At 67.7% G+C, this 14,039-nt stretch carries 18 protein-coding genes; 5 read left to right on the forward strand and 13 right to left on the reverse strand.

Annotated elements, in window-relative coordinates:
- The first annotated feature begins 17 nt into the window (after positions 1 to 17).
- Genes MRBLWH11_RS01835 through MRBLWH11_RS01845 form a run of 3 tightly spaced genes read left to right on the forward strand, consistent with a single transcriptional unit; the run spans position 18 to position 3,537 of the window.
- Complete coding sequence (locus tag MRBLWH11_RS01835) at positions 18 to 281, forward strand: glutaredoxin domain-containing protein (RefSeq protein ID WP_116634166.1); 264 nt, start codon at positions 18 to 20, stop codon at positions 279 to 281.
- 28 nt (positions 282 to 309) lie between these two features.
- Positions 310 to 1,710: an MFS transporter gene (locus MRBLWH11_RS01840; RefSeq protein ID WP_341946477.1), complete on the forward strand. Its 1,401-nt coding sequence runs from the start codon at positions 310 to 312 to the stop codon at positions 1,708 to 1,710.
- Positions 1,711 to 1,740: 30 nt separating this feature from the next.
- The gene (locus MRBLWH11_RS01845; protein ID WP_341946478.1) at positions 1,741 to 3,537 is read left to right on the forward strand and encodes an aldehyde dehydrogenase family protein; all 1,797 of its coding nucleotides are present in this window, start codon (positions 1,741 to 1,743) and stop codon (positions 3,535 to 3,537) included.
- Positions 3,538 to 3,543: 6 nt separating this feature from the next.
- On the opposite strand, the gene pip is transcribed toward MRBLWH11_RS01845, so the two are convergent.
- Both pip and MRBLWH11_RS01855 read right to left on the reverse strand, forming a co-directional pair.
- Positions 3,544 to 4,515: a prolyl aminopeptidase gene (gene pip, locus MRBLWH11_RS01850; protein ID WP_207769904.1), complete on the reverse strand. Its 972-nt coding sequence runs from the start codon at positions 4,513 to 4,515 to the stop codon at positions 3,544 to 3,546.
- Positions 4,516 to 4,535: 20 nt separating this feature from the next.
- Positions 4,536 to 5,420 carry a neutral zinc metallopeptidase gene (locus MRBLWH11_RS01855; RefSeq protein ID WP_116634163.1) on the reverse strand — a complete coding sequence of 295 codons (885 nt, stop codon included), beginning with the start codon at positions 5,418 to 5,420 and terminating at the stop codon, positions 4,536 to 4,538.
- Positions 5,421 to 5,472: 52 nt separating this feature from the next.
- Between MRBLWH11_RS01855 and MRBLWH11_RS01860 the strand changes: the two genes are divergently transcribed.
- Together MRBLWH11_RS01860 and MRBLWH11_RS01865 are read left to right on the forward strand one after the other, a co-directional pair.
- Positions 5,473 to 6,462, forward strand: a complete 990-nt coding sequence (locus tag MRBLWH11_RS01860) for a malate dehydrogenase (RefSeq protein ID WP_116634162.1) — start codon at positions 5,473 to 5,475, stop codon at positions 6,460 to 6,462.
- A 54-nt stretch (positions 6,463 to 6,516) separates the two neighbouring features.
- On the forward strand, positions 6,517 to 6,987 hold the full coding sequence (locus MRBLWH11_RS01865; RefSeq protein WP_116634161.1) for a dehydrogenase: 471 nt from the start codon (positions 6,517 to 6,519) through the stop codon (positions 6,985 to 6,987).
- A gap of 18 nt (positions 6,988 to 7,005) precedes the next feature.
- Here the strand turns inward: MRBLWH11_RS01865 and MRBLWH11_RS01870 are convergent, their stop codons facing one another.
- The 11 genes from MRBLWH11_RS01870 to MRBLWH11_RS01920 form a co-directional block, all read right to left on the reverse strand.
- Positions 7,006 to 7,728 carry a hypothetical protein gene (locus MRBLWH11_RS01870; protein WP_116634741.1) on the reverse strand — a complete coding sequence of 241 codons (723 nt, stop codon included), beginning with the start codon at positions 7,726 to 7,728 and terminating at the stop codon, positions 7,006 to 7,008.
- Between the two features lie 343 nt (positions 7,729 to 8,071).
- On the reverse strand, positions 8,072 to 8,737 hold the full coding sequence (locus MRBLWH11_RS01875) for an ankyrin repeat domain-containing protein (protein ID WP_116634160.1): 666 nt from the start codon (positions 8,735 to 8,737) through the stop codon (positions 8,072 to 8,074).
- 51 nt (positions 8,738 to 8,788) lie between these two features.
- Entirely contained in the window at positions 8,789 to 9,340 is a 552-nt protein-coding gene (locus tag MRBLWH11_RS01880) for a GAD-like domain-containing protein (RefSeq protein WP_116634159.1), read from the reverse strand.
- A gap of 10 nt (positions 9,341 to 9,350) precedes the next feature.
- On the reverse strand, positions 9,351 to 9,992 hold the full coding sequence (locus MRBLWH11_RS01885) for a polymorphic toxin type 15 domain-containing protein (RefSeq protein WP_243408810.1): 642 nt from the start codon (positions 9,990 to 9,992) through the stop codon (positions 9,351 to 9,353).
- Positions 9,992 to 10,663 (reverse strand): hypothetical protein, encoded by a 672-nt coding sequence (locus MRBLWH11_RS01890; RefSeq protein ID WP_243408862.1) that lies wholly within the window; start codon positions 10,661 to 10,663, stop codon positions 9,992 to 9,994. The genes MRBLWH11_RS01885 and MRBLWH11_RS01890 overlap by 1 nt, the downstream gene beginning before the upstream one ends.
- Positions 10,664 to 10,806: 143 nt before the next feature.
- Positions 10,807 to 11,199: a T6SS immunity protein Tdi1 domain-containing protein gene (locus MRBLWH11_RS01895; protein ID WP_341946479.1), complete on the reverse strand. Its 393-nt coding sequence runs from the start codon at positions 11,197 to 11,199 to the stop codon at positions 10,807 to 10,809.
- Positions 11,142 to 11,369, reverse strand: coding sequence for a GAD-like domain-containing protein (locus MRBLWH11_RS01900; RefSeq protein ID WP_341946480.1), 228 nt, complete (start codon positions 11,367 to 11,369; stop codon positions 11,142 to 11,144). Before MRBLWH11_RS01900 ends, MRBLWH11_RS01895 begins: the two co-directional genes overlap by 58 nt.
- A complete protein-coding gene (locus MRBLWH11_RS01905) occupies positions 11,366 to 11,785 on the reverse strand; it encodes a hypothetical protein (RefSeq protein ID WP_133192775.1) in 420 nt (139 codons plus the stop codon). The genes MRBLWH11_RS01900 and MRBLWH11_RS01905 overlap by 4 nt, the downstream gene beginning before the upstream one ends.
- 230 nt (positions 11,786 to 12,015) lie before the next feature.
- Positions 12,016 to 12,477 carry a hypothetical protein gene (locus MRBLWH11_RS01910; RefSeq protein ID WP_116634155.1) on the reverse strand — a complete coding sequence of 154 codons (462 nt, stop codon included), beginning with the start codon at positions 12,475 to 12,477 and terminating at the stop codon, positions 12,016 to 12,018.
- A 26-nt stretch (positions 12,478 to 12,503) separates the two neighbouring features.
- Positions 12,504 to 13,412, reverse strand: a complete 909-nt coding sequence (locus MRBLWH11_RS01915; protein WP_116634154.1) for a hypothetical protein — start codon at positions 13,410 to 13,412, stop codon at positions 12,504 to 12,506.
- A 39-nt stretch (positions 13,413 to 13,451) separates the two neighbouring features.
- Positions 13,452 to 14,036 (reverse strand): hypothetical protein, encoded by a 585-nt coding sequence (locus tag MRBLWH11_RS01920; RefSeq protein ID WP_116634153.1) that lies wholly within the window; start codon positions 14,034 to 14,036, stop codon positions 13,452 to 13,454.
- Between the last annotated feature and the right edge of the window lie 3 nt (positions 14,037 to 14,039).

A 14,039-nucleotide genomic window follows, 5' to 3' on the forward strand; every position in this document is an offset into this window, starting at 1 on the left:
GGCCGTAGGCTGGATGCATGACCTCTCCCGCTTCTGACACCCTCACGATGTTCGGCGCCGAGTGGTGCAGCGACTGCCGCCGCACCAAGAAGCAGCTCGATGAGCTGGGCGTCGCCTACACCTACGTCGACCTCGAGGCCGACCCCTCGGCGGCAGACGTCGCCAAGGAGATCTCCGGGCGCATGAACATCCCCGTGGTGCTGTACCCCGATTCCTCGCACCACGTCGAGCCGTCGAACGCCGACGTCGAGTCGAAGCTGCGCGAACTCGCACTGATCTGACCCGTCGCCGCGCCGATACACTGGCGCGATGAGCACCGAGGCTCGATCCGAACGAGCATCCGTCCGCCTGTCCCCGCGAACCGTCGTGCTGTACGCGATCGGCTCCCTCGGGACCGGCGGCTACGCCACCCTGCCCGGCCTGGTGCTGACGTACTTCCTGACCGACAACCTCGGCGTCGCCGCGCTGGCGGCCGGACTCATCGTCACCGCGGCGAAGATCTGGGACGTCATCATCGACCCGCTGATCGGCGCGGCCTCGGACCGCCAACTCGCGCGGACGGGATCGCGACGAGGGTTCATGGTCGTGGGCGCCCTCACGCTTCCGCTCTTCTTCGCCCTCACGTTCGCGGTTCCCCCGTCGTGGGGTCCGGCCGCCGGCGCCGTGTGCGTTCTTCTCGCCTTCCTCGCCACGGCGACGTCCTTCAGCCTGTTCCAGGTGCCGTACGTCGCGCTGCCCGCCGAACTCACCGACGGCTACGACGAGCGCACCCGGCTGCTCGGCTGGCGCGTGGTCGTGCTCACCGCCGCGATCCTGCTGTTCGGTGCGGGCGGCCCCGCCCTGCGCAACGCCGGCTCCGACCCGGTCCTCGGCTACCTCGTGATGGGCATCGCCGCGGGACTCGTGATCGGCATCGGCATGCTCATCGCCGCACGGACAGCCGGCCCTTCGACAAGGTCAGGGACCCCGGACGGAGTCTCAGGGAGTCCGGTGCCGGCCTCCCCCTGGCGCGATCAGTATCTCTCCGGCTTCCGGGCGCTGCGGCGCAGCCAGCCGTTCCGCGCACTGCTCGGCACGTTCCTGCTGCAGGCCCTCGCGACCGGCACGATGCTCGCCGGAGCCCAGTACGTCGCGACCTGGGTGCTGCGCTCCGAGGATGCCGTGACGTTCGTCTTCGTCGCCCTCGTCGCTCCTGCGCTCCTCGCCACCCCCGTGTGGACCGCGATCGCACGTCGGATCGGCAAGGAGCGGGCATTCGCGATCGCGAGCGCGCTCTTCACCGTGGCCGCGCTCACCGTCACCGCCGCGGTCTGGGCACCCGGTGCGTGGATCTACGGCTCCGTCGCGGTCGCCGGCATCGCCTACGCCGGGCTGCAGTCGCTGCCCATGGCCATGCTGCCCGACGTCATCTCGCATGACGAGCGCACGAGCGGTCCCGGTCAGGCCGGCACGTTCACGGGTATCTGGACGGCCGGCGAGACGGTCGGCTTCGCCCTCGGCGCGACGGCCGTATCGCTGACCCTCGCGGCGACGGGCTACATCTCGACGGTCGCCGGCGCGGTCGTCGAGCAGCCGGATGCCGCGATCACCGGGATCGTGCTGAGCTTCAGCATCCTCCCCGCCGTGCTCATGGCTGCAAGCCTCCTGGCACTGCGCCACTACCGCCTGCGGCGTCACGACATCGACGTCGCCGCCGAACCCGGCGCATAAGCTGGGATCCCGTCCGAGAAGGAGACGCCGATGACCTCTGCGACCACGCCGGCCACCCCGTCCGCTCCCGCGAAACGCGCACCGAAGACCGTGACGCCCGCACTCGGCGAAGGCGTGCGGGAGCGGCTCGACGTGGCGATCACGGATCTGCACGACGGCGCCCGCACCTGGTCGGCCCTCACGGTCGCGCAGCGGGTGACGCTGCTGCGCGCGGTGCGCACGAGTGTCGCCGCCGCCGCAGAGGACTGGGCGAACACGGCCGCCGCGTCCAAGGGGCTCGACGGCCGGCATCCGCTCCGTGGCGAGGAGTGGCTCAGCGGTCCCTACAGCGTGCTGGGCGCCCTCGACGCGTACATCGAGACGCTCTCGCGTCTGGCCGCCGGCACGAACCCGCTCGACGGCGTGCGCGTCACCCGAGCACCGGGAGGCCGCACACGCGTGCACTCCTTCCCGTTGACCGGCATCGATCGATTCCTGCTCTCCGGCTACACCGGCGAGGTCTGGCTGGAACCGGGCGTCACGCCGAACGCCGCGCGCGCCGCCGCCGGCCTGGCTCAGCGCACGCCGGCCGAATCCGGGGGCGTCGGACTCGTGCTCGGCGCGGGGAACATCACCTCGATCCCGGTGCTCGACGTGATGTACGAGCTGCTCGCGCACAACCGCACCGCCCTTCTCAAGGTGAACCCCACGCAGGATGCGCTGGTGCCCGTGTACAAGCGCGCCTTCGCCCCGCTCATCGAGCCGGGATTCCTGCGCATCGTCCGCGGCGGGCCGGAGGTCGGCGCCTACCTCACCGGTCATCGCGACCTCGCGCACGTGCACATCACCGGCTCGGCGGCCACCTTCGACGCGATCGTCTGGGGTCCGTCGAAGGGCGCCGGGGCCGCGGCGACCGCACGACGGCGGCGCGAGAACCGTCCGCAGCTGAAGAAGCCGATCACGGCGGAGCTCGGCGGCGTCTCTCCGATCATCATCGTGCCCGGTGCGTGGACGGATGCCGACATCACCTACCACGCGGAGCACGTCGCTACCATGCGTCTGCAGAACGCCGGCCACAACTGCATCGCCGGCCAGGTCGTCATCCTCTCGTCCGACTGGGATCAGGCGGATGCCTTCCGCGCGGCGCTCCGCCGCGCGTACGCGAACGCGCCGGAACGCCCGGTCTGGTACCCCGGGTCCCCCTCGCGCATGCACCTCGCGACGGAGGAGTACCCCGATGCCCTCGTGCTCGGCGACCGTCTCCTCGTCGAGATCGACGGCGACGACGACCCCGCGGCGCTCCAGAGCACCGAGTACTTCGCCCCGGTCCTCGGCGTCGTCACGGTGCCGGGCACGGGTCAGGCGTTCCTCGATGCGGCCGTGGCCCACGCGAACGAGAAGCTGCAGGGCACCCTGGGCGCCAACCTGCTGATCGATCCGGTCACCGAGAGATCGCTCGGCGCCGGCTTCGAGCGGGCGATCACCGCGCTGCGCTACGGATCGATCGCGATCAACGGCTGGACCGCCTTCGGGTTCATCACCCCGACGCTCACGTGGGGGGCCTTCCCCGGCAACACGATCGACGAGGTCGGCAGCGGCATCGGTGTCGTGCACAACGCGCTGCTCCTCGACCGGGTCGAGCGCTCCGTGATCCGCGGGCCCTTCCGGCCACTGCCGCGTTCCCTGCCGCTGCTCAACGGCGGCGGACGCCTGACCATCCTGCCCAAGCCGCCGTGGTTCGTCTCGGCGCGCACGGGAGCAGAGGTGAGCGAGGGCCTCACGCGGTTCCGCGCGAGCGGCGACACGCTCGGGCTCGTGAAGACGCTGCTCCGCGCGATGCGCGCCTGAGCGCGGTCAGTAAGCGGCGAACCGGTCTGTCGCGGCGCGCAGAGCCTTCTGGATGCCGGGCTCCGCGGCCGAGTGACCGGCGTCGTCGACCACGACGAACTCCGCCTCCGGCCAGGCCCTGTGCAGGTCCCACGCGGTCATCATCGGCGTGCAGACGTCGTGACGCCCCTGCACGATGACGGCGGGGATGTGCCGGATGCCGGCCACCCCGGCGATCAGCTGCCCTTCGACCCACCAGCCGCGGTTGACGAAGAAGTGGTTCTCGATGCGGGCGAACGCGGTGGCGGTGCGCGGGTCCGACATCGCGGCGATCTGGTCGGCATCCGGTCGCAGGGTGACGGTCGACGCCTCCCAGGTCGACCAGGCGATCGCGGCCGGCTCATGCACGGCGGGGTCGGGGTCGAACAGGCGGCGATGGTACGCCTCGATCATGCGCGAGCGCTCGAGCACCGGGATGGGAGCGATGAAGTCCTCCCAGAGATCGGGGAACAGCGCCGCGGCACCGCCCTCGTAGAACCACTCGAGCTCTTCGCGCCGCAGCGTGAAGATGCCGCGGAGCACGAGCTCACTGACGGCATGCGGGTGCGCCTGCGCGTAGGCGAGCGCGAGCGCACTCCCCCAGGAGCCTCCGAAGACCTGCCACCTGGCGATGCCGAGGTTCTTGCGCAGCAGCTCGATGTCGGCGATCAGATGCGCGGTCGTGAGGAACCGCAGGTCGGCGTCGGGGGCGCTGGCGTGCGGGGTGCTGCGACCGCAGCCGCGCTGATCGAGGAGCACGATCCGGTAGACCGCGGGGTCGAAGAACCGTCGCTGCCACGGAGAGGTTCCGCTGCCCGGGCCGCCGTGCAGGAAAACCACCGGCTTGCCCTCGGGATTGCCGCTCACCTCCCAGTACATGCGGTGGCCGTCGCCGACGAGCAGCTCACCCGTCTCGAACGGCTCGATCGGCGGATACAGCGCATCCAGGTTCATCGTCATCGATCCCCGGTCTCCGGTGTCTACAGGTCGCCCTCGGCGAGGGTGAAGGTCTGCGCGCAGACGCCGAGTCCGTTCTGGTACCCCTCGGCGAACCAGCGCTGACGCGACTCGCTCGAGCCGTGCGTCCAGCTCTCGGGATTGACGGTTCCGGACGACTGCTCCTGGATGTGGTCATCGCCGACGGTGGATGCGGCGTTCAGCGCATCCCTGATCTCCGCCTCGGTCGGCGCGATCAGGTACGGGTCGCCGTCGGCATCCTTCTGCTCCGTCATCCGGCCGATCCAGGCGCCGGCGTAGCAGTCGGCCTGCAGCTCCATCCGCACGCCGTTGCTGCCGGGACCGGTGCCGTTGTTGGGGTACCGCTCCATGTCGCCGGTGATGTTCTGAATATGGTGGCCCCACTCGTGACCGACGATGTACAGCTGGGCGAGGTTGCCGGCGGATGCTCCGAACTGCTGCTGCATGAGTCCGAAGAAGGCGGGATCGATGTACACGCCCTGCTCGGGCGGGCAGTAGAACGGTCCGACCGCATTCGACGCGGTGCCGCACTGCGTCGAGGTCGCGCCGTCGACGACGATCATCTGCGGCGGGGTGTATCCCTCCACGTTCTCGCTCCAGAAGGCGTCGAGCGCGACCTGCGCACCCGCCATCCGGCAGTCGACGTCGGCGTTCGCATCCTCGCCGGTGGCGCAGTTCTCGATCACCGACCCGCCGGCGGGCTCATTCCCGCCGCTCGGAGCGGCACCGCCGCCCAGCAGTCCGGTCAGATCGATGCCGAGGAGGGGGCCGGCGATCAGCGCGATGATGCCGAGCACACCCACGACGCCGCCTCCGGCGATGGCGGCGTTGCGTCCGCGTCGACGTGTGGTGTTGCCCGAGATGTCGGCGTCGGGATTGAAGGTCATGCGACGAGGGTACTCCGCGCGGCGGACGAGCAACGGACGTAGGCTCGAAGTCATGACGACGACGATCACCATCACGGGCGCGGGCGGGCAGATCGGCTACGCGCTCCTGTTCCGCATCGCGGCCGGCGACCTGCTCGGTCCGGACGAGAAGGTGCGGCTCCGGCTGCTCGAGATCCCGCAGGGACTCGCCGCCGCGGAGGGCGCGGCGCTCGAGCTGCAGGACGGCGCGTTCGGCCTGCTGCAGCACGTCGAGGTGACCGACGACCCTGCCGTGGGCTTCGACGGAGCCGACCTCGCGCTGCTCGTCGGCGCGCGCCCGCGCGGGCCGGGAATGGAGCGCGCCGACCTCCTCGCGGCCAACGCCGGCATCTTCGGACCACAGGGTGCGGCGATCGCGGCGAACGCGGCATCCGGCGTGAGGGTCACGGTCGTCGGCAACCCCGCCAACACGAATGCGCTGATCGCCGCAGCATCCGCCGACGGCCTGCCCGCCGAGCGGTTCACCGCGCTCACGCGTCTCGACGAGAACCGCGCGCGGGCGCAGCTGGCCCTGGCTCTCGGCACTCCGGTCGACACCGTGCGGCGCGTGCCGATCTGGGGCAACCACTCGGCGACGCAGTTCCCCGACATCTCGCACGCCACCGTCGGCGGACAGCCGGTGCACGAGGCGCTCGAGCAGATCGTGGGCGACGTCCCGACCTGGCTCGACGAGACCTTCATCCCCCGCGTCGCGAAGCGCGGCGCCGAGATCATCCAGGTGCGCGGGTCGTCTTCTGTCGCGTCCGCCGCGAACGCGACGATCGACCATGTGCGCGACTGGGTGCGCGGCACCGACGACTGGACGTCGGCCGGCGTCGTCTCGCACGGCGAGTACGGCGTGCCGGAGGGCCTGATCTCATCGTTCCCCGTGCGATCCGTCGACGGTGAATGGCAGATCGTGGAGGGGCTGGAGCTGAGCGACTGGGCTCGCGCCCGCGTCGACGCCTCGGTCACCGAGCTCGTCGAGGAGCGCGAGGCGGTGCGGTCTCTCGGATTGCTCTGAGTGTGGTCACCGCGCGGAGCCGGTTCAGTGCAGAATGGACCCAGGAGGTGCGCGATGAGCGAGACGATCGATCCCACGAAGGCTGCGGCATCCGTCGACGAAGCCCTCACCAGCCCGCTGCACCTGCCGCACGCCGCGGCCGAATGCCCGAAGTGCTTCACCGAGCTGCAGCAGAACCGCGACTGGTGGCTCGCCCGCCCGGTCGGCTCACGCCTGGTCGGCCTGGTCGTGTCCCGTGAGGGGATGCCGTCGGTCGTCGAGCAGCGCGACGATCTCACCCGCTTCGGCGTGCCGATCGAAGGGTTCCGTCACCCGGCGCCCGACATCCTCGAGAGCTGGGGCGACCGGCTCGGCCGTCTCATCGCGACGCTCAACGTCGGCGACGTGCTGGTCGTCGCGAACATCAACGCCCTCGGCCGCGACGCCGAAGAGGGCAGGCGCACGGCCGCAGAGCTGCGCCGGCACGGGATCATCGTGAAGGTCCTCAACCACAACGCGCGCCACCTCGCCGACGCCACGCGCTGAGCGCTGCCACGGCGGGACTCAGTCGCCGTCGGAGTCGCTCTGGTTCCTCAGCGCCTCGTCGTCGAGCAGCGGCAAGTCTGCGCGCGTGACCACCTGCGATGTCACGGCGTACTCGACCAGGCGGGCACGACGGTTGGTCGCCAGCTTTCCGGCGCCGCCACGGAGACCCTGCACGCCCATGCGGTCGAGCTTGTCGCACACGTTGTCGAGCTTGCGGTTGAACTTGCTCATGGTCCAGCCGAGGCGCTTGGCGGCGTCGCTCGACGACGGCAGTTCGTTCATGCTCACGCCTTCGCGGCGCAGCATGGGCTCGGCGAGTGCGACGATGAGCTGCTTCTGCAGTGGCGTGAAGCTGGCCGGCATGACCGTGGTCTCGCCGCTCATCGACATCTCCACCTGACGCGAGACCTCGTAGGGGGCCTGCTCGGTGTGCAGGCTCAGCTCATAGGTGAAGGGCCCCGCGGTGAACACGATCACGCTGCGCTCGAAGACGAGCGGCATGCGGGCTCCGGGCGAGAGCCAGGACTGGACGGCACCGCCGGCACTGGAGATCGTGGCGGCGAGGCGCACACCCACGTTCGCGAGCCACCACAGCCCATCCCGGTTCTGCAGCTCCAGGAAATGGCGATGAAGATAGGGGTTGTCGTCGATCTCGAGGTCGCCCTCTCGGCCGATGATGAACGGCCGGTCGTGCGGCAGGTCGTGCCACTCCCCGGCGAACTCCAACCGCAGTGGCACGATCTGCTTCCCCTCGGCCACCTTCGTGCCCGCGCCGAGCTCCGTCGCATTCCGATCAGTCACGTGACTACCCCCCGGGGTACATCCTGCCACGCTCGGACTCGGGCGGTGGTAGAGGGCGACTGCCGGATTTCCAGGATCCGCTCGGTCAGGACGCGGGATCGGGCTGCGCCTCGCCGGCGAGGAGCTTCCCGACCAGGCGGTGCGCGTAGTACTGAGTGAGACTCATGTCGAGCTGGGACTCTTCGGCGACCTGCTTCGCACTGTCACGGCCCTCGGCGTAGCGACGAACATCGGTGATCTCGGCGTTGAGCGCTCGTCCGACGGCGGGAGGATGCGCGAAAGGTCAGGAGCGCTTCAGGAACCGCCCGACAGGCTCGGCTCCGTAGAACGCGTCGAGAGGATGCTCGAGATGCGGGTCGATCTTCGAGGGATCGGCCCCGCGGGCGTAGAGCGCACCGAAGACCCGATCGAGATCTGCGACGAGTTCGTCGTTCAGCGGCTTGGGGTCGACCCAGTCGGGCTCGTTGTGCCGGTGCTTGGGCAGGACCTGACGCGCTGTCACGACCGCACGGCCGAGCGCCGAGTTGCCGTACGAGTCGAGGGCGTGGACGTCGGCACCCTTCTCGAGCAGCAGCTCGAGCACCGCGAAGGCCTCGTCGGACTGATCCTTCGACTGCGCGAGGTGCCACTCCGGAGGATTGGCCGAACGGTCGCCGGGACGAAGCCAGCGCGACCGCATCACCGCGGCGACCACCGCATCATGCAGCACGGGTGCCGACCACCCGTTCGGGCTGTCTGTGTCGACGAAGTCCACGTCGGCCCCGTGCTCGACGAGCAACGAAGCGATCGCGAACTGCCCGGAGCGAACAGCGACCTGCAGCGGCGACTGCCCGCCGTACTTCTTCGGAGGAGCGGTCGCCGTCAGCGCGACGATACCGGAATCCCGTTCGAGCCGCTCGACGACCTTCTCGGTTTCTCCGTCGATGATCTCCTTGAACAGAGCCTGCATGTCAGCTTCCTTCAGGCAGGCGGACGCCCTGCCGCTCGATGGAGAACAGGCTCAGTGCCCGATGACACCCTGCAGGTCTACCGCGACCTGGATCGATGCGATGGTCTCCCTCTTATGCAGGTTCTCCACCTTCTCCTGACCGCCCAACGACAGCAAGGGCACGAAGATGAACGACTGGTCGTACGGAAGCTCACCGTGGGCCTCGACCGCCTTCGGGAAGATCTCTGCTCTCAGCCGGCTCAGGATCAGGCCGTCTTCGACGAGACGGAACACGCTGCGCACCCGCGAGCCGAGCCCGTACACGGTGCCGAGACGATACTGGATGGCGACGATGCCCAGGCTCGGCTCCCAGGTGATCAGGTCGCCGAGGCCGGTGACCATGATCGGGATCGCGATACCGTCGCCCTGCGTCTTGCCGATGCAGTCGCCCACCTCGGCCTCGTAGAGCTTCGGGTCGATGAGCCGCAGGAATCCGCCGCCGAACGTCCCGTACCCGTACTGCTCCCAGATCTCCACGAGCTCGTCCGGAACCCGCCCTCGGAACTCCTCGATGATCTCCGCCGGAACCGGCGCGTGCACCACAAAGTCAGCGATCTCAACCATGCTTCACAACCTATCGGAGGATGACGTTGATGTTCACGTCGTTGAGATCGACGCCCGGATTGGCGTTCACGTAGTCGATGATGGCCGTGTCGATGTCGCCCACGCGAGTCCTCCACTGCGACCCGAGCGAGGAGTTGATCCGGGTGTCTCCGACGCGGGAGATGTCTGTGACGTCTCCACCGGCGATTCCGTCGAGTCGATGCAGAGCAGCCTGGCCTTTGAGCCACTCCGCGGCGGCCTGCTGCGCCTGCTCGACGCTGAGTCCTTCATCACGCAGCTCGTCGTACTTGTCGTTGAGCGCCGCATCACGCGCAGCCTGCTGGGCGCGAAGCGAGTCGGACGTGCGGCCGTTGTCCAGGTATTCGATGCGGTTACGCAGCCAATCCGCGGCCGACATGTTCTGTAGAGTGTCCATCTGCTCGTTGTACTGGCTGTTGTACTCCGCCGAGTCGTGCTTCGGATTCCTCTTGAAGCGCTTGAGGCTCACGTCGATCGCGTTGTCGAACCGATCGTTGTCCCTGACTTGCCGGACCACACTGTCGAGGTGGTCGTTCATGTTGTCGGTGAGCTGGTGCAGCCTGTCCCTGGCGTGCACGCCACCTTTGAGAGCGGCCTGCTTCAACTCGCGGATGATTGGCTTGACCGCGCTCATCAGTCATCTCCTCCAAAGTCCAGCGCCGAGAACTCCGAGAAGAAGTTCGACGTCAGTGTCTGGATGTCCGCGCCGTGCACCTTCATGGTGGACTGCGCCTCTTCCAGTGCCTGCAGGTCGGTGTAGAACTCATCCGAGTCCCCGATGTTCCCCTCCACCATCGGCGCATCCAGGATCGCGTCGATCACGGCGGGAAGCTGCTCCGCCAGCGGCTCGATCGCCATCGGCGCCAACTGGTTGATCAGCTGCTCGACCGCGATGTCGACAGCGGCGTTGAGCAGCTTCTTCTTGATCAGCAGCATCGGTCCGGCGCCGGCCGCCGTGATCGGGTTCGTGAGCATCGCGACCAGGGTGATCAACGTCGACGACACATCGACGATCACCTTCATCTTCAACGCGAAGATCGCATCCGCACCCACATCCATCGCCGTCGCCGCCGGCGGCATGATGTCGATCAGCTTCTGCAGGTTCTGCGAACGATTGGCGTTCCAGGCGCTCATCGTGGCGGGCCCGGTCTGGCCCCGCATCGCTCCGGCGAGGTCGCCGTTGACCTTGCGATCGACGGCCTGGATCACATCCTCCAGATCCGACCCGAAATTCCGCACCAGGGTCGCCCCCTTACGAACCTCGTCCTCATCGATATCCGGCCACTCGAAACCCAGCTTCTCCATCACCCAGACAAGCTCATTCGGCAACATCATCCCCACAGCGACACCTCCTGCACAGACTGTACGTGGCAGTCACTCGCCCACACCATGGGTAGCACTCCCCCTGGGCGCGCGACGATGGATCGGACTCTTCCCTCAGGCGTGGCTCAGTGGCCGATGACGCCCTGGAATTCCACCATCACCTGGATCGCGGCGATCGTCTCCCGCTTCTTCAGGTTCTCCACCTTCTCCGGACCGCCCAGAGAACGCAGAGGCACGAAGGTGAACGACTGCTCGTAGGGCAGTTCGCCGTGGGCCTCGACCGCCCGGGCGAAGATGTCCCAGTTCAGCGTCCGCGACAGATAGAAGTCTCGCGCCCTGTTCAGCATGTCCAGGAAGTGGCTCAGTTCGCTGTTGAGTCCTGCAGCCCGACCGTCTCGATACCTGATCGCGATGAATCCGTTCAGACTCGGCTCCCACGTGATGAGGTCCGCGAGCCCCGTCACCATGATCGGGATCGCGATGCCGTCGCCCTGGGTCTTGCCGATGCAATCCGCCAACTCCGCCTCGTACACGGCGGGTTGATCACACGCAGGAAGCCCGACGCGAACGATCCGTACCCGTAGGTCTCCCACAGTTCGATCACCTCGTCGGGAACACGGCCCCGAAAGGCCTCGACGACCTCGGGCTCGACCGTCCCATGGTGCACGAAATCTGAGATCTCGATCATGTTCTTCGCCCTTCGTCGAGCACCTCGTCCTCTTGCGGACCGCCGACGAAGGACGGGTCCAGTTCGCGGAAGACGAACGGCTCTGCGAGGGTGCCAGTCTCGTAATATTGCGTGAAGACCGCGGCCGCGTCGTCGGCGGAGAAGACTTCGTCGGCGAAGACCCTCACCGCCCGTTCGTCGTTGATCGGAATGAGGATCGTGGCTTCACCGGTTGCGGCACCTCGACCGACTGTATAAAGACGGCCCTTGCCGTCAGGGCCGGGCTTCCGGATCTCTAGCGTCATGGCCGAAGCAGAACCAGCCGCCTGCAGAAACGTGTCGCCGGTATCCTTCCGCGTCACGATGATGCTCTCCGGATTCGTCGCCCGCCAGATGCTGTAGGTGTACTTGCCTACGCCGTCCAGGTGGCCGAGCATGAGCCGGAGATGCTCGGGCACAGGGCGGCGTGCCCCGTCGAGCCAGCCCGTCTGCCCGCGAGGGGTGGTCTCGGCGTAGGGTCCGTACCGCGTCATGGTTCCTCCCGAACGATCACTCGTGTGACCAGAATGTCCTGATCCGGCGACTCGAAGCCCAGCTTCTCCGCCATGAGGTTACCCCCAGCCGGGACGGCGCAGCGCGATGGGTAGATCAACCCACCGTCATCGGGTCAGATGGAGTTCGCGGAGGTGTACGACTCGGGGACCTCGTCGGTCTGGAAGTAGACGTAGAAGACGTCGGCCGCCTCGTCGGCGGTGAACATCTCGTTCGGGTACACGGTCGTGCTGTGACGTCCGTCCTCCCAGTGGATCACCTCGGTCGGGGCTCCGGCTGGTCGATCGCCCGGCTTCCCGATCACGTATTGGTGCGCAGCGCCGTTCGCGTCCAGCACGCGCACCTCGACGGTCATGACCTGCGCGGTTCCCGCACTCTGCACGTACTCGTCGGACAGCGGGATGTCCTTCAGGAAGTCGGTGCCCGCGGGAGCGCGCCACAGGCTGTATGCCCAGAACGACGTGCCGTTCAGCCGGTTCAGGGCGAAGCGGATCGCGTCCGGATACGGACGCACGCTGTCGATGAGCGGGCCCCGACTGTATCCGTTGGACTCCACCACATGGGTGTGACGGCTCATGGATCTCCTGGTCCGGTGCTCGGGTCTCACGCCTCGGCGCCGGGCAGCACGACGGTGACGGCCGTGCTCAGTCCCGCATCGAAGTCGAAGCGCAGATAGCGGTCATCCACCAGGTAGAGATCCATCTGCTGACTCGTCTGTCGCGGGGTCCCGAAATGCGCCCCGATGGTGTCGCGGCTCGCCGGCAGGGCCAGTCCGGCGATCAAGAGCTCGGGGGTCGGGTAACCGGACTTGCCGTCCTCCGCTCGGAGCTTGATGAGCGCGCCCACCAGCACGTCCTGCCTGAACTGGAGCGTGACACCGGTTCTGGCCGAATCCTCGTACTGCCACATCGCACCGCCGCGCTCCTCGTCGTAGGACTCGGTCGCCGGACCGGCGAGCCCGATCACCGCCATGTGCGTCGGCGAGAACATCGAGTGGCCGACAGCGCGCATGAAGACGGCGAGGTCGCCATCGACGGTCTTCGCCCCCTCGACCTCATCGGCCGCGGCCTGCGGAGCGTCGCCGCCGACCACCTCCCGCATGACGACGAGCATCTTGAGCGCGTCCCCGTCGAAGTCGAACTGCACGAATCCGGGGTCTATCCGATACCGCACGAATGACTCCGTCGAGCGAAGCGGTGCGCCGAGCGCCTGCACGACATCGTCCGGTGACGCCTCGGGGGAGACCCCGCCGACGAGGCTCGCCCATCCGCCGTAGGTGCTCTGATCGGGTGTGTCGGTCGCGTAGACGAAGACCGTACTGAGCACGCCGTCCTTCAGCAGGAAGTCGACCCCGCGATCCGTCATGACGAGGTACTTCTCCTGCACGCCGCCTTCGTCGAACACCTCGACCTCGTGCGGGCCGTCGACGAACGCGAGAGCATGCTCCAGGCGCGGATCGCCTTCCCGCGCTCCGAGAGCGTTCAGGAAGGTGAAGACGTCACCCTGGAGCATCCGGTGTCTGGTCTCCTCGCGCGTCAGGGTTCCTACCGGTCACTTCTGAGTCTCGGGGTGGAAGAAGGCACCCCAGTCACCGAAGTCCGGGATTCTGGTCCAGTTGGCGGTCACGTCGACGTTGCGGAACTCGCGCGTCTCCACGTCCGCGGGCTCGCCGAAACCCCGTTTCGTGACCCGTTCTTCCTTGCCGTAACCGTCGGGGCCGAATGTCATCGACACGTTGCCCACGGACGCGTTCCTCAGATAGAAGCGCAACTCGTCCGGATAGGTGTACCACGTGATCGCGCTCAAGAAGACCCGGCTGTCATCGCCGTCGTAGTGCGCTGAATCGGACGGGGTGTAATAAGCGCGCCAGGTGTAGGCGACGTCGACGCTTCCCTGCGCGTTCAGCTTGTGCATCTCCACCCCATTGGCCCTCGGGCACATCTGCAGGTAGGCGTGCGGCCGCTGATCGTCGGACTGGAGCACCACTCCGAACCAGTCCTCGCGACGTGCGGCATCGAGGTCGTAGCGAGCGACGGCCTCATCCGTCGTCAACTCCTTGCTGAAGAGTCCCCATTGCTTCTTCGGGTGCTCCGGACCTGCTCCGACTTTGTCTGTGTAGATGTATCGCTCCGTCATGGT

The sequence above is a fragment of the Microbacterium sp. LWH11-1.2 genome (genome assembly GCF_038397745.1).
GTDB lineage: Bacteria > Actinomycetota > Actinomycetes > Actinomycetales > Microbacteriaceae > Microbacterium.